Origin of the sequence: Rouxiella silvae, assembly GCF_002093625.1 — a bacterium.
GTDB classification, from domain to species: domain Bacteria; phylum Pseudomonadota; class Gammaproteobacteria; order Enterobacterales; family Enterobacteriaceae; genus Rouxiella; species Rouxiella silvae.
In genome coordinates, this window is sequence record NZ_MRWD01000049.1 from 1 (window position 1) to 22554 (window position 22554).

Below are 22554 nucleotides of genomic sequence, written 5' to 3' on the forward strand. Positions count from 1 at the left end.
CCTATAATAATACCAAATGTCGAATCGCGCCCTTGGCGCAACTATAACATTATAATTTATAAGGCCTTTAGGGAATGCTCAGTGCGCCACAAGGTCAAGCGGTGTTATTGGCTTTGCTTAAAAGTGACGCTGCGTAATTATTATTGTCATAAATAATATTTTAAAATTCATATTAACCTCATTTGAGAAACCTATATTCAGGGAAACTTTATTGGCCGTTGCATTGACGGTATTGACTTAACAGAGGAGGGGGTTTATGAAACCAGAATCAGAAGTAGTGCACGTCGGTGACTGGCGCGTGTACATTGAGAAGTATATTTATCCTGATGCAAAAGAAACTGTTATCTGCGTTAACGGTGCGCTGTCTACCACGTTGGCTTTTCGCAACTGTGTACGCAACCTTAAGGATAAAGTGAATATCATTCTCTTTGATTTACCTTTTATCGGCGGATCGCGAGAACACAATACGTTGACGCGGCCTATTCCTAAAGCCGAAGAAGTTGAAATCCTCAAGCAGCTAATAGACATCTATAAACCAGAGTATCTGTTGTCGGTATCTTGGGGCGGTTTAGCGACGTTAATGGCACTGGCATCCCAACCGGCCTCCGTGACTAAAGCTATCGTGACTTCATTTTCCACCCGCGTCACGCCGGCAATGGAAACTTACATTCAACGTGCCAAACAGCTGCTTGATGAAGGTAAAAACGATGAAGTGGCCACCTTGCTTAACAACGAGGTCGGTAAATTCCTACCGTCGATACTCAAGCGCGCCAATCATCATCACATCAGCAGCCTTGACCAAGACACCTACCGCCAAGCCAGTTTCCACATTGATCAAATCAGCCGACTGAAAGAAGAAGATTACATTGATATCTTCCATTCAATAAAAACCCCCTTGGTTTTCATTAACGGCGACTTAGACGAATACACAACAGCTGAAGATATCAGACACATTGCCAACCACATTGAAAATTGTGAGTTTGCCACTGTGCCTCAGGCAGGGCATTTCCTCGATATGGAAAACCGTTCTGCCTCTCAACACCTCTATGGGATCTTAAGTAATCATTTTGCCGCTTAACTGACCCCGTTTTAAAGCTGTAAACCCCAGTTGGGAGCCGTTTGGCTCCCCTTTTTATTTTCACCCCGTTCCGAATCATCCTAATCCTCACTCCTCTCGTGGCACACGAATCTATGGCTGCTAGGCTTAACAGAGTCCTGCTTTTTGTAGGGTCTTTGTTGAATAAACAACCACGCACAAAAGAAAGGAGCATGTCGTGACTTTTAAAAAAACGGTCAAACTCTCGGAACTCGAAACGGACCAGCCGAAGCAAATAGAAATAGCTGGTACCCAAATTATGCTTATTCGTCAGGGCGACAGCGTGCATGCGTATCAGGCGAACTGCCCGCATGCAGGTGCGCCCTTGGCAGAAGGTGCGGTCTGCGAAGGCAAGCTTGTTTGCCCTTGGCATAAGGCCGTATTTAACCTGCATGACGGCAGCCTGGACCAGCCACCGGCGCTCGCCGGACTGAAGCAATATGCCGCCAAGGTTGAGCGGGGTACAGTGATGGTTGACCCTGAAAATGCGAGCCAGCACACCCAGTTGGACGCAGGAGACGAAGCCGAGCAAATGGTTATTATCGGCTCAGGAGCCGCGGGCAGTGCGGCACTCAGCGCGCTTGAAGAGAGCGGATTTCACGGCAGAATCGTGGTCATCGATCGGGAAAAATCTGCGCCTTATGACCGTACCGCGCTGACGAAATTTGTGCCGGACGGCAGCATGGAAGTCGGCGACGTGCCGCCACTGCTTGAAGAGAGCGCCTTTGCCAGAAAAAATGTGCAGCGGATCGTCAGTACCGTGACTCATATTGACAGCAGACAGAAAAAACTTCGTCTCGCTAACCAACAGCAGGTCTCATTCAAAAAATTGCTCATTGCTACCGGCGGTTCACCGGTGCGCCCAGACCTGCCGGGCGGCGAGCTGAGCGGCATTCACGTATTACGTAATGTGCAGCAGGAAAAAACTCTGCTCTGCGCCGTTGACCAACTCAAACAGCTGGTCATTATCGGCAACAGTTTTATCGGCATGGAAATGGCAGCAGCGCTGCGCAAACGCGATATTGCCATCAAAGTGATAGCACCTCATCCCCTCCCCTTTGAGGCGCAGTTTGGTGAGAAAATTGCTCAGTATTTCCGCGCGCTGCACGAGCACAACGGCGTTGAATTTATTGATGCTGAAGTCACAGGCTTTAAGGGGGATCGTCGCGTTGAGTCCGTTCAATTGAAAGACGGGTCAGAGGTGAAAACGGACGTAGTCCTGCTGGCAACCGGCGTTCAGCCGGTGACCTCTTTCGTGCACAACCTGCCGATGAACGAAGACGGAAGTCTCAAGGTGGATCAATATCTTCAGGCGGCAGAGGACATCTACGCCGTTGGAGATATTGCCAGCTTCCCGATGGACGGCAAACCAACGCGCATTGAACACTGGCGCGTCGCCCAGCAGCAGGGTCGGACTGCTGCGAGAAATATGCTCGGTGAGCGAGAGGCGTTTGACCGTGTTCCGTTCTTCTGGACCCAACATTTTGGTACGCGCTACGAGCACTTGGGACATCCCGACAAATGGGACAACGTAGACATTATCGGCTCACTTGAAGAACAGGACTTTGTGGCGTTGTTTGGTCTAAAAAACCATCTAGTCGGCGTGGTAGCGACGGGTCGTGAACGGACTACCGGCAGGTTGTTGCTTGAGATGCAGCATGATATGTCTCTCAAGCAGGCTAGAAGACTGGTGAATGAAACTAAAGAAGGGTGATCGATGCTCCCCCACCCTAACCCTCCCCCACACGTGGGGGAGGGGATTTTCTTAGCATGGCTACCCCTCTGACTTAACGTGGATAAGGGGATTTTTAGCACGGCTACCCCTCTGACTTAACGAGGGCAAGGCTATCTTGAACCACGTCGTGCAGGCATCGTCCGATAAGAATATGCAGCGGAGACTGTCTGTTGGCGTGGCGCATAACTAATACTAGCTCGCGATTAAATACCATCTCTGCCAAGGGGATAACCCGCACACTAGCCTGACGTTCTAGCCATAATCCCGCCAGCGGGACCAAGGCAACCCCTAATCCGCATTCAACCATTTTAACAATCGCGTCTATTTCATCAATTTCCAGCACCACTTTTGGCTCTAGCCGGTGGCGACGCAGGAAATGGCTCACCATGCGACCGCCGAAAGAAGTGCGGTCGTATCTTATAAAAGGGTTTTCTCGCAGCAGGGTTAACGGGTCTTCGCCGTCAAGATTTTTTGGCACAATCAATACGAAGGGTTCGTTTAACAGTGTTTCACTGTGCAAATCTTTCGGCAGTGGAAAGCCGGGTTTGATAACGATCGCTAGGTCAATATTTCCGGCATCGACCTGCGTTAACAAATGAAACGACACACCCGGCACCAGTTTCGTTTCCAACGCGGGGGCGTTTTGATGCAATCGGAGCAATACTTTGGGCAGCATGCCGGTTTGAAACGTCGAGATGGCCCCGATTTTAATCACACCACGAAAGTCATTCAGGCTTTCGGGCTGAGACATGTTGGCGAAAATATCCAAGATCTGTTCTGCCATCGGTAAGATTCGACTGCCAGCGGCATTGAGCACCGCTGCGCGCCCTGTTCGGTCAAAAAGCGGCATGCCGAGATGGTCCTCAAGCCCGCGGATTTGTGCACTGACCGCCGACTGAGTCAGTCCAATACGCTGACCGGCCGCGGCAAAGGTGCCGTCCTGCGTTACCGCGATAAAAGTTTTCAACTCACGTAGCATCGCCGCCCCACTCATCTGTTTTTTTGATGAATCACAGTAATAATATTTGTTTTTAATTAAAAATATTATCGATAAGAATGGAGAAATTCAACTAACCCTAACATCTACAGGACAACCTATGGCCCTCAGCCCGTTCCACCTTGCCATCCCCGTTTATAATCTCGCCACCTGCCGTGCATTTTACGGTGAAACCTTTGGGCTTTCGGAAGGACGCTCAAGCGACCAGTGGGTCGATTTCGACTTTTATGGCCATCAGTTGGTTATCCACGAGCATCCAAAGACTGTGACGCAGGAGTCTGCACACACCAACCCCGTTGACGGCCATGACGTGCCGGTGCCGCATTTTGGTATCGTACTAAGCTGGGAAGAGTGGGAGGCGCTGGCAGAGCGTTTGAAATCGTTCGACACCAAGTTCGTGATTGAACCTTACATCCGCTTTAAAGGCCAAGTCGGCGAACAGGCAACCATGTTCCTGCTGGACCCGTGCGGCAATGCGTTGGAATTCAAGGCGTTCAAAGACATGAGTCAGCTGTTTGCCAAGTGATTTCTGGCGATAGGCAAGGCGGGGAGAACGTTCGCCGCCAAGTTTTACTGGGCGACCAAAAAGCAAAAAACCCGCGAGCCAAAAGCCTGCGGGTTTTTCTAAATGTGGTCGGCGAGAGAGGATTCGAACCTCCGACCCACTGGTCCCAAACCAGTTGCGCTACCAAGCTGCGCTACTCGCCGAATTGGGCCGCATCTTACTGCCGCTGGTTCTAAGCGTCAATCCCTTTTTTCACCCAAGTCACCGACTGCTTATAAAACACACGAACCTCGGCTAAAACGGTGATTTAAACCGCTAAAGTGCCTTTTCTACCGCAGGGTCGGCACACCAATTATTCGCCTGATTAATACCGCCGTTGGCCGACTGATAACCGAGACAGCCTAAAATAGTGTCAAACAACTCCACGTGACGATGCGGTTTGTCGCTGCCCTGTTGGGCACGCAGTCGCTCGAAGGCCTGCTGATGTTCAGGCTGAGTGAGGAATGAGTCCGACGCCCAAACGATCATCGGCACCCGGAACTGCTCCGGTGGCGCCATTTCACGCGGAGTGCCGTGCAAATGCGAGTTTTCGCCTATCGACTCGCCGTGGTCAGCGGCATAAAACACCAGCGCCTTTTTATCCCGCACTTGGTCGATAACCTGCGTGATAAAGGCGTCGGTATAGAGCACGCTATTATCAAAAGCATTCACCAGTTGAGCCTCGCTGCACGACTCATCTACGCCCATACACTCGGGAGTAAAGCGCGCAAAGCTGCGCGGATAACGCTGCGAATAAAGATAGTGCGATCCCTTGGTGTGCAACACCACCAAATGCTTGCCTTTGGGATAGCGCTGGAGTGAGTCCTGCAACTCGCCCACCAGCAGCATGTCGTCCACCGTCTTACCATCGTTACGCTTTTCAGAAGCAATCAGCTCACGGAAGGAGTAGTTATTAGTGTTGGCATTGTTATAGAACCAGACTTCACTCTGCATCGCAAACAGCTCGGAGCTGAAGCCCAGAGAGCGCATTACCGAAAAAATGTTCTGCTCTTTCAGCGTTCGCTGGGCGTTGTTTTCTGCTCCCCCTTCGCGAACAAACATACAGCGCAGCGAAAGCTTGGTTGCGGTATCGCATGACGTGCCTTTGAAGGCGACGAGGTTTTTTTCCTTCGCCATCAGCGGCGTGGTATCACGGCTATAGCCGAGCAGTCCCATATGGTCCCAGCGGGTGGTCTCCCCGATAATAAACACCACATAGGTATCGTCAATATCCGCAGGTGCCTGATAGCTGAAAGCTTTGGCCGGATCGAAGAAATCATCGGCACCACGACTTTCATCGACCTGTGTATAGGCAAATAAACCTAGCGCGGCCAGCCAGTTAGACGGCAGATAGGAGTGGGCGACCACGCCGCCATAGCTCGGCATATCTACATTGTTCAACCGCTCATTGTCTTTTTGCTCTTCGTCCATAAGACGTATCGGCAACCAAACCAGCAGACCGGCAATAATCAGCACCAGCAGCGGTTTTATGCGCTGTCCCGGTGTTTTCATCTGTTCAAGCAGCGTACTGCGCATACCGTTATAGGCAATCAGCCACAGCGGCAAAGCGCTTATCAGCACCATCCACAGTGCGAACTTGACCCCGATAACCTCTTTACTGAGATCAATGTCCGTAGTCATTACCGAGGCGATAATGCCGTAGCCGATCACCACGTTGAAATAGGTCATGTAATAGCTGGCGGCAACGGAGATGAGGACTATCAGGCTGGCGACGATGCGGAAGAAAATCCTGCCGCCAAAAGAGAAAATACGCAATATAAAGAAGGTGAATAATACCGTTGTCATCACCTCAACCGCGGCGGCCACCCATTGTGAGGTCAGCAATGATTCGGCGAGAGGGGAAAAGCGGCGAATGAAAACTGACAGGTTTAAAAAAATTCCGATATAAATCGCTAACAATAAACAGATTTTTTGCTGCGATAGAGTCTTCACTCTATTCATGTAGGGTTTTTTCCCAGATCACTTTTGAAATATTTGGAATCATTGTGACATGTAAAATAAGAAATGGTTTACATAATCTGCCAACGAAAATTTTAAAAACCCTTAAAAAACCTTAAAAAGAAAAGCGGGAGGCCATTGGCCTCCCGCTGATTCAAATAAAACAGTTCGCCTGGCTATTACTTAACGTTCAACGTCACGTCGATGTTGCCACGCGTGGCGTTAGAGTACGGACAAACCTGGTGTGCTTTGGCAACCAAGTCTTCAGCAACGGCACGCTCGATACCCGGCAGGGTAATGTCGAGCTGAACTTCGATACCAAATCCACCCGGGATTGCACCGATACCGACGGCACCTTCAATTTTCGCTTCGGCAGGAATGCGTACTTTTTCCAGCGAGGCCACGTGCTTGAGGGCACCAAGGAAACAAGCGGAGTAACCCGCAGCAAACAGTTGTTCAGGGTTGCTTACTTCTCCGCCTGCACCGCCCATCTCTTTTGGCAGGCCCAGCTTAACGTCAAGGACGCCGTCTGATGAAGTAGCACGACCGTCACGACCGCCGGTTGCTGTTGCATGAGCGCGGTAAACAACTTTTTCGATAGACATAATCTGTTCCTTTTTGGCTTTCAGAGTTAATTAATTAGGGTCGGTTATTCGATCAACTATAAACACTACTTAATCGCGCGCGATGTTTTTTCGTGTAGCAAAGGTGCAGAATTTTGCACCTCATGTAATGCTAAAATCTTTACCCGCTGCTCAGACGTTCTTCTGTAGATTCCCTCTCAGGGTCTCCAGTTGAAGTTTGAGCGCCGTTGCATCTTCCATAGTACATTCGGCGGCGCAGCCAATAGATTCTGGAATACCCACAGCCTTCTGCTGTAGCGCACGTCCGGCGTCGGTAAGCGTAATAATCACCTGACGCTCATCGGCCTGCGCACGACGACGAACCAGTAAATCAGCACTCTCGAGACGTTTAAGCAACGGCGTCAGCGTCGCGGAATCGAGAAACAGCTTTTCGCCAATCTCGGACACCATCACTTCGTCCTGCTGCCACAGCACTAACATCACCAGATACTGCGGATAAGTCAGTTCCAACTGGCTAAGCAGCTTACGATAAACTTTATTTAATGCCAGATTGGCGGAATACAGCGCAAAGCACATTTGCTGATCAAGATGCAGCATTTGCGATGTCGCGTCGCGACTGCCATTTTTATCGTTCATAGAAACCATCTCTTTGTTCATGCAAACAATATAAATAGCGCACGATATTATAGCAAGCACATTTACAATTGGCCGTTTTTACCCAGCTCGTGCTATAACATCAAAAAGCACAATTTTCGGGGAACGCTCATGACCAGCTTAGTCGACAAAGCCAGACGTTATGCCAGTAAAGCCCATGCCAGTATCAATCAGCGGCGTAAATACACCAATGACCCCTACATTGTTCATCCTGAAGCGGTGGCGAATATTGTGGCCAGCGTGCCGCATACGCAAGTGATGCTGGCGGCTGCCTGGCTGCACGATACGGTGGAAGACACTCAAAGCACCCTCGATGACATTGCCCGCCATTTTGGCAATGAAGTGGCCGAGTTGGTGGCGATGCTGACCAACGTAAGCGGAAATGTGCAGGGTAACCGAATCCAAAGAAAAAACCTCGATCGTCAACACACCGCCAAGGCCTGTGCCTCGGCGAAAACCATCAAACTTGCTGACCTTATCGACAATTTACGCTCGCTGGTGACCCACGACCCCGATTTTGCCAAAACTTACCTGGTCGAGAAACGACTGCTGCTGGCGGTGCTCAAAGAGGGCGACGCCACCCTGTGGCAGCAGGCAGAATATATCATCAACGACAGCCTGCAGCGCCTGCACCAACCGCCTTACAACGTGCCTGGCAGCTGGTTTCACGGAACAGAACAGATGTATCTGGCGGGGGACTAATTGCCCCTATTTTGTACAATTGCTCCGTAATGGTGGTGCACCTTGGCGACGACTCGAATCGAGGTTGCAAATAAAACAATATAAATCAATACCATAATAATTGGCACAGCGCTTGCTTAGATGAATTCAATCTTGTGTACTAGATGGAATTCAACTCATGGCATCTGTATCAACCCCTTATACCGGCTTTCAGTTACGTGACTGGCAGCACCATTATCAAAGCGCACCGGGAAGCCTTCGCAGCTCGTTGGGCATTGTACTCAGCAGCCTTAGCGCCGCCGACAACGCCTGGCTATACCGCGCAACGCCCGCACAGCTCGAAGAGCAGATTGCTCAGCTTGAAAATCTGCGTGAGCAGGCGGGTGGGTCAATGGCCGCATTGCCGCTGTTTGGCATCCCTTTTGCGGTAAAAGACAATATCGACGTTGCCGGTTGGCCAACCACCGCCGCCTGCCCCGCTTTCGAGTATGTCGCGAAAGAAGATGCTGCCGTGGTGGCTAATCTCAAGGCCAAAGGCGCGGTCGTGGTCGGTAAAACTAACCTCGACCAGTTTGCGACCGGTCTGGTCGGCACACGCTCCCCTCACGGTGCGGTAAAAAATACCTTTAATCCTGATTATGTTAGCGGTGGCTCAAGCTCGGGCTCTGCCTCAGTACTGGCGCGCGGACTGGTGGCCTTCTCACTCGGCACCGACACCGCCGGATCTGGCCGCGTGCCCGCCGGTTTCAATAATATCGTTGGACTCAAGCCCACCAAAGGCTGGCTGTCTAACCGCGGCGTGGTGCCCGCCTGCCGCCTAAACGATGCGGTGTCTATTTTTGCCCTCACGGTGGCCGATGCCTATCTGGTTGCGTCACTGGCCGGTGGATATGACCCGCAGGACGCCTATTCGCGTGCAAATCCTCATACCGCTCCCGCCGCCATGTCCGGGCAACCGCGCTTTGCGATACCTGACACGCTGGAATTTTTTGGCGGCGTTGAGTCTGAAAAAGCCTTCAATCAGGCGCTGGATAAGCTGGTGAGTAACGGCGTCAGCCTGGTAAAAATCGACTTCACGCCGTTTAAAGCTTTGGCCGAGCAGCTTTACTACGGCGCCTGGGTGGCAGAGCGCACCGTGGCGGTAGGCAAAATATTTGAAGAAACGCCTGACGTGATGGACCCGGTAGTGCGCGGTATCGTCGCGAATGGGCTGAATTACTCCGCCGTCGACGCCTGGAAAGCCGAATATCTGCGCGCTGAACTGTCGCGCAAAATTAATCTGGCGTTAGAAGGGTTTGACGCGCTGGTGGTGCCAACCTCGCCGACCATCCGAACTCTGAAAGAGATGGAACAGGAGCCGGTGTTGTTCAACTCACAGTTTGGTACCTACACCAACTTCACCAACCTTGCCGACCTGAGTGCGCTGGCGCTGCCCGCCAGCATTCGCGAAGACGGCCTGCCCGCGGGCATTACCCTGATTGCCCCCGCCTGGCACGACGGCGCATTGGCCGCATTTGGCCGCCAGTGGCAGCGCAGTCTCTCTTTACCGCTGGGCGCTACCGGAAAATCGCTCAACGCCGACAGCGCCATGACAGGACCGATCGCGGTCAGCGTCGACCACGTTCGCGTCGCGGTCGTTGGCGCACACCTGACCGGCATGCCGCTTAACTTCCAGCTCACCACCCGTAACGCCGTGCGCGTCGAACAAACTCGCACCGCCAACGACTACAAACTCTATGCCCTCGCCAACACCCAACCCCCTAAGCCGGGTCTGGTGAAAGCAGAGGGCGGCAGCAGCATCATTGTTGAACTGTGGGACATTCCACTGGCGCGCTTCGGTGAGTTCGTGGCCGAAATCCCTGCTCCGTTGGGCATCGGCACGCTGCAACTGGCCGACGGGCGCAGCGTAAAAGGCTTTATCTGCGAGCCTTGGGCGGTTGCCAGCGCCACCGACGTGACCGCGTTCGGCGGCTGGAGAAGCTACGTCGAACATTTGAAATCAACCGCCGCGAAAAACGCCTGAGGAGCCACGCACATGTTCAATACCGTCCTGATAGCTAACCGCGGTGAAATTGCCTGCCGCGCCATTCGCACCCTTAAACGCCTCGGCGTGACCAGCGTGGCGGTTTATTCCGACACAGACCGCAATGCGCCGCACGTCACCGATGCCGATATTGCCGTGGCGCTCGGGGGTGAAAAAGCCGGTGAAAGCTATCTACTGATCGACAAAATTTTGGCCGCCGCCAAAGAGACCGGCGCACAGGCAATTTATCCGGGCTACGGATTTTTATCCGAAAGCGCCGAATTTGCCGACGCCTGTGAGGCTGCGGGAATTGCCTTTATTGGCCCGACCGCCGAGCAAATTCGTGAATTTGGCCTCAAGCACCGCGCCCGTGAATTGGCGGCAGAAGCTGATGTGCCGATGACGCCGGGCACCGCGTTGCTCGACAGTATTGACGACGCCGCCGCCGCCGCTGTGTGTATCGGCTATCCGATCATGCTTAAAAGCACCGCAGGTGGCGGCGGAATTGGCTTAACGCGCTGCGATGACGAAGCCGCTCTGCGCAGCGCCTGGGACAGCGTAAAACGTCTCGGCGAACAGTTTTTCCGCGACGCGGGCGTGTTTCTTGAGCGCTTCGTTGACCGCGCCCGTCACGTCGAAGTGCAGATTTTTGGCGATGGCAAAGGCAACGTGGTGGCTTTGGGCGAGCGTGACTGTTCGTTACAGCGCCGTAACCAGAAAGTCGTCGAAGAAACACCCGCGCCGAATTTGCCGCAGGCCACCCGCGAAGCGCTGCACCGGGCCGCGGTCAAACTCGGTGAGTCGGTTAACTACCGCAGCGCCGGTACCGTTGAATTTATTTACGATGCCGCGCGCGACGAATTTTACTTTCTCGAAGTGAACACCCGCCTGCAAGTCGAGCACCCGGTAACTGAAATGGTCACCGGTCTAGACCTGATCGAATGCATGCTGCGGGTCGCCGCAGACCAGCCGCTCGACTGGCCGCGCATGAAGCAGGCGCCAAAAGGTGCCTCCATTGAAGTACGTATTTATGCCGAAGACCCGCTTAAAAACTTCCAGCCAAGTCCGGGCGTGCTGACCGAAGTCTTCTTCCCGCAGGACGTGCGCGTTGATGGCTGGGTCTCTACCGGCAGTGAAGTCTCGGCGTTTTATGACCCGATGATTGCCAAACTGATTGTGTACGGCGATAACCGCGAACAGGCGTTGGAAAAAATGTCGCAGGCGCTGGCCGCCACGCGTTTGCACGGCATCGCCAGCAATATCGACTATCTGCGTCAGGTGGTGGCGACACCGCTGTTCCATCAGGGTGAAATGTGGACCCGCATGCTCGACAGCTTCGAGTACGCACCGCAGGCCGTTGAAGTGCTCTCTCCCGGCACGTATAGCAGCATTCAGGATTATCCCGGCCGCCTCGGCTACTGGGACATTGGCGTACCGCCTTCAGGTCCGATGGACGATTTTGCTTTCCGCCTGGCCAATCGCATCGTGGGTAATCACCTCGATGCCGCCGGTTTGGAGTTTACGCTGCAGGGTCCGACGCTGCGCTTTCACTGCGATGCCATCATTGCACTGACCGGTGCAGCCTGCCCAGCCGATTTGGACGGCAACGAGATTGCCTACTGGCAGCCAGTTACCGTGAAAGCCGGACAGGTTCTGACACTGGGTCGTGCAACCGCTGGCTGCCGTACTTATCTCGCCGTGCGCAACGGGTTCGACGTGCCAGTCTATTTAGGCAGCCGCTCGACCTTCGCACTCGGCCAGTTTGGTGGCCACGCCGGTCGTACTTTACGCGTCGCCGATATGCTTACCGTTTCACAGCCTGAACTGCCGGCCTGCACCACGCCGCCGCCGGTTGATTTACCGCAGGCCGCCGCCGCGCACATTGTTCCTGCCTACGGTGACGCGTGGAACATTGGCGTACTTTACGGCCCGCACGGCGCACCGGATTTCTTCACTAAAGAGTCCATAGACGCCTTCTTTGCCGCACAATGGCAGGTGCATTACAACTCCAACCGCCTCGGCGTGCGTCTCACCGGTCCTAAACCGCAGTGGGCGCGTCTCGACGGCGGCGAAGCCGGGCTGCATCCGTCCAACGTTCACGACTGTGAATACGCCATCGGCGCGATCAACTTTACTGGCGATTTCCCGGTTATCTTGACCCGTGACGGACCGAGCCTCGGCGGCTTCGTTTGCCCGGTAACTATCGCCAAAGCCGAGCTGTGGAAAGTGGGACAGGTGAAGCCGGGCGACCGCATTCGCTTCCACCCTATCAGCTTTGAACAAGCGCAGGCGCTGGAGATGGCACAGCAGGGGACCATCGATTCCTTAATGCCGATTGAAGCGATGGAGATGCAGGTGCCGTCTCTGCTGCCGACCACCACCGCCTCGGCCACCATTTTGGCCGAACTGCCGTCTACCGAGCAACGTCCAAGCGTGGTTTATCGTCAGGCCGGTGACGGCTATGTGCTGATTGAATACGGCGATAACGTGCTGGATTTGGCGCTGCGCCTGCGTCTTTATCTGCTGATGAAGGCTATTCGCGAAGCCCGTCAGGCAGGTATTGAAGAGCTTTCACCGGGTGTGCGTTCGCTGCAGGTGCGCTACGACAGCCGCGTGATTCATCAGTCGGCATTGTTACAACACTTGCTCACCCTCGAGCAGCAACTGGCCGACGTCAGCCAGTTAACAATCCCGACCCGCATCGTGCACATGCCGATGGCCTTTGAAGATACCGCCACGCTGGGCGCGGTCGAACGTTATCAGCAAACCGTACGCGCCGACGCGCCGTGGCTGCCGAATAATGTCGATTTCATCCAGCGTACCAATGGGTTGGCGACCCGTGAAGAAGTCAAAGATATCCTCTTCAACGCCAGCTATCTGATCCTCGGTCTGGGGGATGTCTATCTCGGCGCGCCTTGTGCCGTACCGCTTGACCCGCGCCACCGCCTTTTAAGCTCCAAATACAATCCGGCACGTACCTACACCGCCGAAGGCACCGTAGGTATTGGCGGCATGTATATGTGCATCTATGGCATGGATTCGCCGGGCGGCTATCAGTTGGTGGGCCGCACGCTGCCAATCTGGAATAAATTCCTTAAGAACGAGCAGTTTACGCAAGGAGAACCGTGGCTGCTGCACTTCTTTGACCAGGTGCGTTTCTATCAGGTCACTGAGGCTGAGCTGGACGCGCAGCGCGACGCCTTCCGTGAAGGCCGTGCGCAGGTGCGCATTGAGCACACGGAGTTTGATTTCGCCGAATATACCCAATTTCTGGCCGACAATGCGCAAGATATCGCCGATTTCCGCGACAGACAGCAATCCGCGTTTATCAATGAAGTTGCCCACTGGCAGGCGCAAGAGAGTGCCGCCGTTGATGCCGCCGTTAATATCCTACAGCCGATTGAAGACTTTACCCATCAGCCGGGTCAGTTGGTGAGCGCGGATCTCAACGGCAACATCTGGAAAATTCTGGTCGAACCGGGCCAGTACGTTGAGGAAGGTCAGCCGCTTGTCGTGGTAGAAGCCATGAAGATGGAGCTGTCGGTGAATGCCCCTTGCGCGGGCAAGGTGCTCAAAATTGGCTGTCAGCAGGGCCGTCCCGTTGGGCCTGGCGATGCACTGCTTTGGATTGAGACTGAGTAATAAGGGCAAAAGGAACAGTTATGCAGCTTACCGGCGCACGTAATGGACGCAGTAAAACCCGGCCCGAGGGCCTGGCCGAACGGATTTATCTTCAGCTGAAGGACGACATTTTCTGTTTTCGTCTGCTGCCCGGTGACAGGTTCAGTGAAAACGAGGTGGCCGAGCGCATGGCGGTCAGCCGAACGCCGGTGCGACAGGCGCTGTTTTGGCTTGAGCGCGAAGGCTACGTGGAAGTGTTTTTCCGCAGCGGCTGGCAGGTTCGACCCTTTGATTTTGAGTATTTCGAGCAGCTGTACGACCTGCGTATCGTGCTGGAGCTTGAGGCGGTAAAACGCCTCTGCGCTGTGGCAGAAACGCCCGACGCGCTGTGGGTACTCAAACAGTTCTGGATAGACGAGCCGAGGCTGGAGGACGGCCAAACCGTTTCCCGCTTTGACGAAGAGTTTCATATGACGCTGGTGGCGGCTGCGGGCAACGCCGAGATGGCAAAAATCCATCGCGACCTGACCGAAAAGATCCGCATCATCCGCCGGCTGGACTTTACCAAGGACGCGCGCGTTAACGCGACCTATAACGAACACGCGAGCATTTTGCTCGCCATCACGCAGCGCCAAACCCAGGAGGCCCAACGCCAACTACAGGACCATATTGCCGTCAGTAAAGCCGAGGTGCGCAAAATTACTCTGCATATGCTGCATCAGGCGAGACCAGAAAATGAGGCGGACAGCCCGTCATTTTGACTTTTTTAAAACGCTTTTCGACATTTCACACAGAACAGGAGTACTTATGCAACGTCGTCGCTTTATTAAAGCCTTTGCCCTCTCGGCAACCGTGGTCAGTATGGGTCTGGCATTCAGTGCGCAGGCCGCCGACACCATCAAGGTCGGTATTATGCACTCCCTTTCCGGCACGATGGCTATCTCTGAGACGCCGTTAAAAGACGTCGCGCTGATGACCATTGACGATATCAATGCGCACGGTGGCGTGCTGGGTAAAAAGCTGGAACCGGTGGTGGTTGACCCTGCGTCAAACTGGCCGCTGTTTGCAGAAAAAGCCCGCCAGCTGCTGACGCAGGACAAGGTGGCCGTAGTCTTCGGCTGCTGGACGTCGGTGTCGCGTAAATCCGTGCTGCCGGTGTTTGAAGAGCTAAACGGCCTGCTGTTCTATCCAGTGCAGTACGAGGGTGAAGAGATGTCGCCTAACGTATTTTACACCGGTGCCGCGCCAAACCAGCAGGCGATCCCGGCGGTGGAATACCTGATGAGCGAAGACGGCGGCAGTGCCAAGCGCTTCTTCCTGCTGGGTACCGACTATGTCTATCCACGCACCACCAACAAAATTCTGCGCGCCTTCCTGCACGCCAAAGGTGTTCAGGATAAAGACATCGAAGAAGTCTATACGCCGTTTGGATACAGCGATTACCAGACCATCGTTTCCAATATCAAGAAATTCTCTGCCGGGGGTAAAACGGCCGTTATTTCAACGATTAACGGTGACTCTAACGTGCCGTTCTATAAAGAGTTGGCCAATCAGGGCGTGAAAGCGACCGATGTGCCGGTGGTGGCGTTCTCGGTCGGTGAAGAAGAGCTGCGCGGTATTGATACTAAGCCACTGGTCGGCGATTTGGCGGCATGGAACTACTTCCAGTCGCTGGATAACCCAACCAACAAAGCCTTTGTTGCCCAGTGGAAAGCCTACGCCAAGGCGCACCACCTGCCGAATGCCGATTCTGCCGTCACCAATGACCCGATGGAAGCCACCTACGTCGGCATTCATATGTGGGCGCAGGCGGTTGAGAAAGCGGGCACCACTGATGTCGATAAAGTTCGTGCCGCCATGGCCGGTCAGACCTTCAAAGCACCGGACGGTTATACACTGACCATGGACGCGACCAACCATCACCTGCACAAACCGGTGATGATTGGTGAAATCCAGTCCAATGGTCAGTTCAACGTAGTGTGGCAGACCGACAAACCGATTCGTGCTCAGCCGTGGAGCCCTTATATCGCTGGCAACGACAAGAAGCCTGACTATCCGGTTAAAACCACTCAGTAGTATAACCTGACTGTCCGCCACAGCCTGCACTGTGGCGGACAGCTAGCGTATCAGTGATGTTTAAAAGCGATGATGACTATGATGAAACTCTTGCGCTTCCCCCGTTTGCGACCGCGCTTCGGCTTAAGTTTGCAAACTCTCACTTTCCTGCTTTGCTGTCTTCCGCTGTTGGCCAAGGCCGGTCCTGCTGATGATTTTGCCGCGGCCAGCCGTTCAGACCAGGCGACGCTGCTTCAGCAGTGGGCAACCGACCCGCAGCCCGAGCGTTTGCCGCTGCTCGAAGCACTCAAGCAGGAAAATGTCGTGATTGATGAGGCGCACCACGCGTTTATCAAACAAGGCGAGACTCTGACCCCGCTCGAAGGCAGCGCCGCCCCGCAGGGTGAAGTCAAAAAGGTTTGGCTAAACAATCGCCTGCGTAATCTTATTGCCAATGCGCTCTCCACCCATCGTCTGGTCAGCAAAGACAGTAGCGTGCGTTTACAGGCTGCCAAATCCCTGCAACGCGAAGCTCAGGCCGACCAACTGCCATTGCTGACTCAGCGTCTGGCGCTGGAGCAAGACAGCGTAGTACACGCCGCATTAAGCATCGCGTTAGCCAATTTACAGCTTGCCGATCCGAATCCTCAGGTACGCCTGCGCGCCGTAGAACTGCTGGGAGAGTCAGCCGATCCTGACACACAGGGCCATTTGCAGCCGTTGACTGATCCAAAAATTGAAACCGATGCCACCGTGCGCACTGCCGCGCTTGCCAGCCTGAAGGCGGTGCAGCATCGCCTGATGATAGGCGACTGGCTCGGTCAGGCTTTTACCGGTCTTTCACTGGGCTCCATTCTGCTGCTGGCGGCGCTGGGTCTGGCGATCACCTACGGTCTGCTGGGTGTTATCAACATGGCGCACGGCGAGATGCTGATGATCGGCTCCTATTCGACTTATCTGGTGCAGTCGCTATTTCAGCATTATGCACCCAGCCTGCTGGCGATTTATCCGCTGGTCGCGCTGCCGGCGGCGTTCTTTATCACCGCCGGTATTGGCATGCTGCTTGAGCGTTCAGTGATCCGCCATCTTTACGGGCGGCCGCTCGAAACGCTGCTGGCCACCTGGGGTATTAGCCTGATTTTGATTCAGGGCGTGAGGGTGATTTTTGGCGCACAAAACGTTGAGGTCGCCAACCCGAACTGGCTCTCCGGCGGTATTCAGCTGCTGCCAAACCTGGTGCTGCCGTATAACCGCATCGCGGTGATCATTTTTGTGCTGCTGGTGTTGGCATTAACCTGGCTACTGCTCAATAAAACCCGTCTCGGCATGAACGTGCGCGCCGTCACCCAAAATCGTGCAATGGCCGCCTGCTGCGGTGTGCCAACCGGGCGTGTCGACATGCTGGCGTTTGGTTTGGGTTCAGGCATTGCGGGACTCGGCGGCGTAGCGTTGTCGCAGCTTGGCAACGTCGGACCGGAGCTGGGACAGGGTTATATCATCGACTCTTTCCTGGTGGTGGTGCTCGGCGGCGTAGGCCAGCTGGCAGGGACTGTGGTTGCCGCCTTCGGACTGGGCATTATGAACAAAATTCTTGAGCCGGAAATCGGTGCCGTATTGGGTAAAATCCTGATACTGGCGCTGATCATCCTGTTCATTCAGAAACGTCCACAGGGACTGTTCGCCTTCAAAGGCAGGGTGATTGACTGATGACACAACCTTTAACCCTAACAGGCGTACAAAAGGCGCCGCGTCTGGCGATGACACTCGGCGTTGTGGTGTTTGTGGCGCTGCTGGTGATGCCTTTTCTCGCGCTGCTGCCGCAGAGTAATCCGCTGGCAATTTCAACCTATACCCTGACGCTGGTCGGCAAGATCCTTTGTTATGCGATCGTGGCGATCGCGTTAGATCTGGTTTGGGGCTATGCCGGTTTGCTTTCACTCGGACACGGCCTGTTTTTTGCACTCGGCGGGTATGCAATGGGCATGTATCTGATGCGCCAGGCATCGGGAAATAATCTGCCCGATTTTATGTCGTTTCTTTCATGGACCGAGCTGCCGTGGTTTTGGGTCGGCACTCAGCATTTCGCCTGGGCGCTGTGCCTGATTGTACTGGTGCCCGGCGCGCTGGCCTTTATTTTCGGTTATTTCGCTTTTCGCTCAAAAATCAAAGGGGTCTATTTTTCGATTATGACCCAGGCGCTAACCTACGCCGGTATGTTGCTGTTTTTCCGCAATGAAACCGGCTTCGGCGGCAACAACGGTTTTACCGGCTTCACCACCCTGCTCGGCTTTCAGGTCACCGCCACCACCACGCGGGTTGGGCTGTTTATGACTACCGTACTGCTGCTGGCCGCCAGTCTGGCGCTAGGCTTTGCGCTGGCACGCAGCAAATACGGCCGCGTACTGACGGCGGTGCGCGATGCAGAAAACCGACTGATCTTCTGCGGTTATGATCCGAAGGGTTTCAAGCTGTTTGTCTGGACCATTTCGGCGATGATTTGTGGCCTAGCCGGTGCACTTTACGTTCCGCAGGTCGGCATTATTAACCCCAGCGAAATGTCACCGACCAACTCCATTGAGGCGGCAATTTGGGTGGCGCTTGGCGGTCGCGGCACGCTGATTGGCCCCATTTTGGGTGCAGGCATCGTTAACGGCGCTAAAAGCTGGTTCACCGTCGCTATCCCAGAATATTGGCAGTTTATTCTCGGCGGCATGTTTATTGTCGTCACTCTGTTCCTGCCTGAAGGGGTGATTGGCCTGCTGCGGAAAAGGAAAGCGCAATGAATTCAATGACCACCACCGGCGACCTGTTCACTCAGCCTCAGCTCGCCGACAAACACCGCGAACAGACTGATCCCATTTTATCGCTGGATAAAATTAACGTCAGCTTTGACGGTTTTAAGGCGCTGACCGACCTGTCGCTGCGCATCGGTGTCGGTGAGCTGCGCTGCGTGATTGGCCCCAACGGCGCAGGAAAAACCACGCTGATGGACGTAATAACCGGCAAAACGCGGCCAAAGTCGGGGCAGGTAATTTACGACCAAAACATTGACCTCACTCGTCTGGATTCGGTGCGTATTGCGCAGTCTGGCATTGGCCGAAAATTTCAAAAACCTACCGTGTTTGAAGCCCTTACTGTATTTGAAAATCTTGAGATCGCGCAGAAAACCAACAAGTCAGTCTGGGCCTGCCTGCGCGCCAAAATGAACAGCGAGCAGCGCGACAGAATTGACGAAATGCTGGTGACGCTGCGCTTGCAGGGTGAACGCCATCGTACGGCGGGCATGCTGTCGCACGGCCAAAAACAGTTTCTGGAAATCGGCATGTTGCTGGTTCAGGAACCGCATCTGCTGCTGCTCGACGAACCGGCTGCGGGCATGACCGATGCAGAAACCGAATACACTGCCGAACTGTTCAAGTCATTGGCCGGTAAGCACTCTTTGATGGTGGTTGAGCACGACATGGGCTTTGTCGAGACGATTGCCGATCGCGTGACGGTGTTGCATCAGGGGCAAGTTTTGGCCGAGGGATCGCTGCAAGAAGTGCAGGCCAATGAGCAGGTTATTGAAGTTTATCTCGGTCGCTAAGCTGCGCCGCAGGGAGAGTGTTATGTTGCAAGTTAATGAACTTAATCAATTTTACGGTGGCAGCCATATTTTACGCGGCCTGTCTTTTGAGGCAAAAATTGGCGAAGTAACCTGCCTGTTGGGCCGCAATGGTGTAGGAAAAACCACCTTGCTAAAGTGTCTGATGGGTCTTATACCCGCCAAGTCTGGCACGATTTGCTGGAACGGCGCGGTCATTAATGGACGTAGGCCACACCAGCGGGTGCAGTCAGGCATTGCCTATGTCCCGCAGGGCCGCGAAATTTTTCCGCGTCTCACGGTGGAGGAAAATCTTCTGATGGGGCTGTCTCGCTTTTCGGGCAGCCAGTCAAAGGCGGTGCCGGATGAAATTTATCATTTATTTCCGGTGCTGCTGGAAATGAAGCATCGTCGCGGCGGTGACCTTTCCGGCGGACAGCAGCAGCAGTTGGCAATTGGCCGCGCGTTGGCCTGCAAGCCCAGCCTGCTAATCCTCGACGAACCCACCGAAGGTATTCAACCCTCGGTGATTAAAGAAATCGGCGCAGTTATCCGCCAGCTTGCGGCACGTGGCGATATGGCAATTTTACTGGTTGAACAGTTTTATGATTTTGCCGCCGAGCTGGCCGACAGCTACCTGGTGATGTCACGTGGCAACATTATCAAACGTGGCCCTGGCAGCGAGATGGAGGCAGAGGGTGTGAGAGGGTTGGTGGCGATTTAAAATACCTGATAAAAAAAAAGCCGCGACATTGCGCGGCTTGTTCAATTCTTATCAGTCTACTACGAGCGGATTTTGCGGTAGATGAACAGCACGACAATCGCACCAATTACTGCGACAACAAAGCTGCCGAAGTTAAATCCGTCTACGCGACCAAAGCCGAAGAAGGTACTGATGTAACCCCCCACAACTGCACCGATAATCCCCAGAACCACGGTCAGGATAAAGCCGCCACCGTCTTTACCCGGCATGATCCACTTAGCCAGAATACCTGCAATCAGACCAAAAATAATCCAGGATAAAATACCCATTTTGACGTCTCCTAATACGTTTGTTATCGTAAATATGTTCAGCCAATGAGACTAAACGAAAATAGAAATCCCTTCCAACAAGTCCCTTAATTACCATCGAGCCTGTTACGCAGCGCTACAGACCTTTTTTCTGGTACTCGCTTATAGCGTAGCAGAATTCTACAAAATCGCTCAAAATCAGCCACAAGCATAACTTTTGTATAATTTAACAGGCAAACGTAAACCGCCTTCTGCTGTTGTAAATATCTGCACGGTGAAAAGTAAAAGCGCGTAAATATTGAACAAATTTTTTGAATGAGTTTCTCAAATCAATCCGTTTTTAATCACTGAGCCACACGCCTATTATAGCTACATCGAAAGGCAACCCCCCTTTCAAAACACTCAACTGATTAGGAATGACATCATGAAAAGCATCAAATATTTTGCAATAGCTGCGACCCTTTCAATGGCCTCTTTCGCTACCTTCGCTGCGCAGGCAGTTTCTCAACCTGTTGCCGGTGAGCAGAAAATCGGCGTTGTTACCGCCAATGGCGCCACTACGTTGGACTCGCTGGAAAACAATCTGGCTAATCAGGCTAAAGAAGCCGGTGCTTCTTCTTACCGCATCACTTCCGTGACAGGTAACAACCTGATGAGCGCCAGCGCGGTACTCTACAAATAAGTTATACCCTTAGGTCACGCTTCAATATCTACGCTTTACCCTCTAGAAAGGCCTGTGAACTCCCTGCCAAAGGTGATTTCACAGGCCTTTTGACTTTGTATCTTAAGAATTAAAAATGACAATTGTTGCCAACAGCGCTGCGGATTTATATCCTATTTCTTTCCAAAAAAGGAACAGGCCATGACCCTCATCGACTCCCTTATGTCGTTCACTTTTGCCATTACCCTGCTGACCCTGACCCCCGGTCTTGATACCGCGCTGGTTTTACGAACCGCAACCAGCGAAGGCAGCAAAAAAGCATTTCAAGCGGCGATGGGGGTAAATGCAGGATGCATGGTATGGGGTGCCGTGGTGGCACTGGGACTGGGTGCGTTACTCACCGCCTCCGAACTGGCATTTGACGTGCTGAAATGGGTGGGTGCAGTCTATCTGTGCTGGCTTGGACTGCAAATGTTGATCAAGCCGCGCAGCCAGATGGCCGCCGAGACGACGGTGGCCAATTCCTCGCACAGAAAAGGCAGCAACTGGTTTATTAAAGGCATGTTAGGAAACATTTTGAATCCAAAAGTAGGCGTATTTTACGTCACCTTTCTGCCACAGTTTGTTCCTGCCGGTTATCCCGTGGCGGCCTACACTTTTGGCTTGGCGATGATCCACGTACTCATTGGCACCCTGTGGTCATCGACTATGATTGCCGCTACCCGCCCGCTTTCACGCTGGTTAAAACGTCCGGCGGTGGTGCGCACGATGGACCGCCTGACCGGACTGGTGTTTGTCGCCTTTGCCGTACGTCTGGCGACCAGCAAACGCTAAAAGATTTATTTTTTAGAAAATTATTTTATTATAAACAAGGGATTGAGCATGAAAACTCGTATTACCGCAACCCTGACTCACGACGATATTGAAGCCGTTAAAGATGGCCTGCGCGACTATAACAAACACTTTATTCCGCAGAACTCCTTTAAAGAGCTGGGCGTTTTTATTGAAGACGATGCGGGCAATAAAACCGCTGGATTGATTGCCGAAACAGTCGGTAACTATCTGATGATTAAGTTTCTTTGGGTGGATGAGTCGCTGCGCGGTCAGGACTCTGGCACATCACTGATTCGCCAGGCAGAAGAAGAAGCTGTTGCCCGCGGCTGTCGCCATGCGCTGGTCGATACCTTCAGCTTTCAGGCACGCCCTTTTTACGAGCGCCTTGGCTATGAGTGCAGAATGACGCTGGAAGATTTTATCGATGATATCCGCGCCCCCGAGGGGAATGAAGCCTCGCATGAGCGCTACTTTTTGACCAAAAGACTGGGTTGATCACGCAGGTAGCCCGTTCTA

General features: G+C 53.5%; 20 protein-coding genes and 1 tRNA gene. 15 read left to right on the forward strand and 6 right to left on the reverse strand.

Annotation, left to right across the window (positions count from 1 at the left end):
- Nucleotides 1-256: 256 nt before the first annotated feature.
- Nucleotides 257-1078, forward strand: a complete 822-nt coding sequence (locus BS639_RS18185) for an alpha/beta fold hydrolase (RefSeq protein ID WP_055775717.1) — start codon at nucleotides 257-259, stop codon at nucleotides 1076-1078.
- A gap of 196 nt (nucleotides 1079-1274) precedes the next feature.
- The gene (locus tag BS639_RS18190) at nucleotides 1275-2810 is read left to right on the forward strand and encodes an FAD-dependent oxidoreductase (RefSeq protein ID WP_084983931.1); all 1536 of its coding nucleotides are present in this window, start codon (nucleotides 1275-1277) and stop codon (nucleotides 2808-2810) included.
- A gap of 103 nt (nucleotides 2811-2913) precedes the next feature.
- Here BS639_RS18190 and BS639_RS18195 read toward each other — a convergent pair whose 3' ends face one another.
- Nucleotides 2914-3810 carry a LysR family transcriptional regulator gene (locus tag BS639_RS18195; RefSeq protein WP_084983933.1) on the reverse strand — a complete coding sequence of 299 codons (897 nt, stop codon included), beginning with the start codon at nucleotides 3808-3810 and terminating at the stop codon, nucleotides 2914-2916.
- A 118-nt stretch (nucleotides 3811-3928) separates the two neighbouring features.
- On the opposite strand from BS639_RS18195, the gene BS639_RS18200 reads away from it, so the two are divergent.
- Nucleotides 3929-4354, forward strand: a complete 426-nt coding sequence (locus tag BS639_RS18200) for a VOC family protein (RefSeq protein WP_055775705.1) — start codon at nucleotides 3929-3931, stop codon at nucleotides 4352-4354.
- Nucleotides 4355-4459: 105 nt separating this feature from the next.
- On the opposite strand, the gene BS639_RS18205 is transcribed toward BS639_RS18200, so the two are convergent.
- The 4 genes from BS639_RS18205 to BS639_RS18220 form a co-directional block, all read right to left on the reverse strand.
- Nucleotides 4460-4536 (reverse strand) — tRNA-Pro (locus tag BS639_RS18205).
- 112 nt (nucleotides 4537-4648) lie between these two features.
- Nucleotides 4649-6334 (reverse strand): kdo(2)-lipid A phosphoethanolamine 7''-transferase, encoded by a 1686-nt coding sequence (gene eptB / locus BS639_RS18210; RefSeq protein WP_084983934.1) that lies wholly within the window; start codon nucleotides 6332-6334, stop codon nucleotides 4649-4651.
- Nucleotides 6335-6510: 176 nt separating this feature from the next.
- Nucleotides 6511-6936, reverse strand: a complete 426-nt coding sequence (locus BS639_RS18215) for an organic hydroperoxide resistance protein (RefSeq protein WP_055775700.1) — start codon at nucleotides 6934-6936, stop codon at nucleotides 6511-6513.
- A gap of 150 nt (nucleotides 6937-7086) precedes the next feature.
- Nucleotides 7087-7551: a MarR family winged helix-turn-helix transcriptional regulator gene (locus BS639_RS18220; protein ID WP_084983936.1), complete on the reverse strand. Its 465-nt coding sequence runs from the start codon at nucleotides 7549-7551 to the stop codon at nucleotides 7087-7089.
- Between the two features lie 129 nt (nucleotides 7552-7680).
- On the opposite strand from BS639_RS18220, the gene BS639_RS18225 reads away from it, so the two are divergent.
- The 9 genes from BS639_RS18225 to urtE all read left to right on the forward strand — a co-directional run bounded on the left by BS639_RS18225 (nucleotide 7681) and on the right by urtE (nucleotide 20256).
- Nucleotides 7681-8271, forward strand: coding sequence for an HD domain-containing protein (locus BS639_RS18225; protein WP_084983937.1), 591 nt, complete (start codon nucleotides 7681-7683; stop codon nucleotides 8269-8271).
- A gap of 157 nt (nucleotides 8272-8428) precedes the next feature.
- Complete coding sequence (atzF, locus tag BS639_RS18230; protein WP_084983939.1) at nucleotides 8429-10273, forward strand: allophanate hydrolase; 1845 nt, start codon at nucleotides 8429-8431, stop codon at nucleotides 10271-10273.
- A gap of 12 nt (nucleotides 10274-10285) precedes the next feature.
- Nucleotides 10286-13915, forward strand: coding sequence for an urea carboxylase (uca, locus tag BS639_RS18235; protein ID WP_084983941.1), 3630 nt, complete (start codon nucleotides 10286-10288; stop codon nucleotides 13913-13915).
- Nucleotides 13916-13935: 20 nt separating this feature from the next.
- Nucleotides 13936-14655, forward strand: coding sequence for a GntR family transcriptional regulator (locus tag BS639_RS18240; RefSeq protein WP_055775687.1), 720 nt, complete (start codon nucleotides 13936-13938; stop codon nucleotides 14653-14655).
- 46 nt (nucleotides 14656-14701) lie between these two features.
- Nucleotides 14702-15970 carry an urea ABC transporter substrate-binding protein gene (urtA, locus tag BS639_RS18245; RefSeq protein ID WP_055775684.1) on the forward strand — a complete coding sequence of 423 codons (1269 nt, stop codon included), beginning with the start codon at nucleotides 14702-14704 and terminating at the stop codon, nucleotides 15968-15970.
- A gap of 81 nt (nucleotides 15971-16051) precedes the next feature.
- Entirely contained in the window at nucleotides 16052-17656 is a 1605-nt protein-coding gene (gene urtB / locus BS639_RS18250; RefSeq protein ID WP_084983969.1) for an urea ABC transporter permease subunit UrtB, read from the forward strand.
- A complete protein-coding gene (urtC, locus tag BS639_RS18255) occupies nucleotides 17656-18732 on the forward strand; it encodes an urea ABC transporter permease subunit UrtC (protein ID WP_084983943.1) in 1077 nt (358 codons plus the stop codon). The genes urtB and urtC overlap by 1 nt, the downstream gene beginning before the upstream one ends.
- The gene (gene urtD / locus BS639_RS18260) at nucleotides 18729-19535 is read left to right on the forward strand and encodes an urea ABC transporter ATP-binding protein UrtD (protein ID WP_139804139.1); all 807 of its coding nucleotides are present in this window, start codon (nucleotides 18729-18731) and stop codon (nucleotides 19533-19535) included. Before urtC ends, urtD begins: the two co-directional genes overlap by 4 nt.
- 22 nt (nucleotides 19536-19557) lie before the next feature.
- Nucleotides 19558-20256: an urea ABC transporter ATP-binding subunit UrtE gene (gene urtE / locus BS639_RS18265; protein ID WP_084983945.1), complete on the forward strand. Its 699-nt coding sequence runs from the start codon at nucleotides 19558-19560 to the stop codon at nucleotides 20254-20256.
- 59 nt (nucleotides 20257-20315) lie between these two features.
- Here the strand turns inward: urtE and BS639_RS18270 are convergent, their stop codons facing one another.
- Complete coding sequence (locus BS639_RS18270; RefSeq protein WP_055775675.1) at nucleotides 20316-20564, reverse strand: GlsB/YeaQ/YmgE family stress response membrane protein; 249 nt, start codon at nucleotides 20562-20564, stop codon at nucleotides 20316-20318.
- 403 nt (nucleotides 20565-20967) lie between these two features.
- Here BS639_RS18270 and bhsA point away from each other — a divergent pair, with 403 nt between their 5' ends.
- The 3 genes from bhsA to BS639_RS18285 all read left to right on the forward strand — a co-directional run bounded on the left by bhsA (nucleotide 20968) and on the right by BS639_RS18285 (nucleotide 22533).
- Complete coding sequence (gene bhsA, locus BS639_RS18275) at nucleotides 20968-21225, forward strand: multiple stress resistance protein BhsA (RefSeq protein WP_084983947.1); 258 nt, start codon at nucleotides 20968-20970, stop codon at nucleotides 21223-21225.
- A gap of 180 nt (nucleotides 21226-21405) precedes the next feature.
- A complete protein-coding gene (locus tag BS639_RS18280; protein ID WP_084983948.1) occupies nucleotides 21406-22038 on the forward strand; it encodes a LysE family translocator in 633 nt (210 codons plus the stop codon).
- Between the two features lie 48 nt (nucleotides 22039-22086).
- Nucleotides 22087-22533 carry a GNAT family N-acetyltransferase gene (locus BS639_RS18285; protein ID WP_084983950.1) on the forward strand — a complete coding sequence of 149 codons (447 nt, stop codon included), beginning with the start codon at nucleotides 22087-22089 and terminating at the stop codon, nucleotides 22531-22533.
- The last annotated feature ends 21 nt before the right edge of the window (nucleotides 22534-22554 follow it).

Coding starts and splice junctions, on each gene's coding strand:
- BS639_RS18185 (WP_055775717.1), top strand. CDS start 257: ATGAAACCAGAATCAGAAGTAGTGCACGTCGGTGACTGGCGCGTGTAC.
- BS639_RS18195 (WP_084983933.1), bottom strand. CDS start 3,810: ATGCTACGTGAGTTGAAAACTTTTATCGCGGTAACGCAGGACGGCACC.
- BS639_RS18200 (WP_055775705.1), top strand. CDS start 3,929: ATGGCCCTCAGCCCGTTCCACCTTGCCATCCCCGTTTATAATCTCGCC.
- eptB (WP_084983934.1), bottom strand. CDS start 6,334: ATGAATAGAGTGAAGACTCTATCGCAGCAAAAAATCTGTTTATTGTTA.
- BS639_RS18215 (WP_055775700.1), bottom strand. CDS start 6,936: ATGTCTATCGAAAAAGTTGTTTACCGCGCTCATGCAACAGCAACCGGC.
- BS639_RS18220 (WP_084983936.1), bottom strand. CDS start 7,551: ATGAACGATAAAAATGGCAGTCGCGACGCGACATCGCAAATGCTGCAT.
- BS639_RS18225 (WP_084983937.1), top strand. CDS start 7,681: ATGACCAGCTTAGTCGACAAAGCCAGACGTTATGCCAGTAAAGCCCAT.
- atzF (WP_084983939.1), top strand. CDS start 8,429: ATGGCATCTGTATCAACCCCTTATACCGGCTTTCAGTTACGTGACTGG.
- uca (WP_084983941.1), top strand. CDS start 10,286: ATGTTCAATACCGTCCTGATAGCTAACCGCGGTGAAATTGCCTGCCGC.
- BS639_RS18240 (WP_055775687.1), top strand. CDS start 13,936: ATGCAGCTTACCGGCGCACGTAATGGACGCAGTAAAACCCGGCCCGAG.
- urtA (WP_055775684.1), top strand. CDS start 14,702: ATGCAACGTCGTCGCTTTATTAAAGCCTTTGCCCTCTCGGCAACCGTG.
- urtB (WP_084983969.1), top strand. CDS start 16,052: ATGAAACTCTTGCGCTTCCCCCGTTTGCGACCGCGCTTCGGCTTAAGT.
- urtC (WP_084983943.1), top strand. CDS start 17,656: ATGACACAACCTTTAACCCTAACAGGCGTACAAAAGGCGCCGCGTCTG.
- urtD (WP_139804139.1), top strand. CDS start 18,729: ATGAATTCAATGACCACCACCGGCGACCTGTTCACTCAGCCTCAGCTC.
- urtE (WP_084983945.1), top strand. CDS start 19,558: ATGTTGCAAGTTAATGAACTTAATCAATTTTACGGTGGCAGCCATATT.
- BS639_RS18270 (WP_055775675.1), bottom strand. CDS start 20,564: ATGGGTATTTTATCCTGGATTATTTTTGGTCTGATTGCAGGTATTCTG.
- bhsA (WP_084983947.1), top strand. CDS start 20,968: ATGAAAAGCATCAAATATTTTGCAATAGCTGCGACCCTTTCAATGGCC.
- BS639_RS18280 (WP_084983948.1), top strand. CDS start 21,406: ATGACCCTCATCGACTCCCTTATGTCGTTCACTTTTGCCATTACCCTG.
- BS639_RS18285 (WP_084983950.1), top strand. CDS start 22,087: ATGAAAACTCGTATTACCGCAACCCTGACTCACGACGATATTGAAGCC.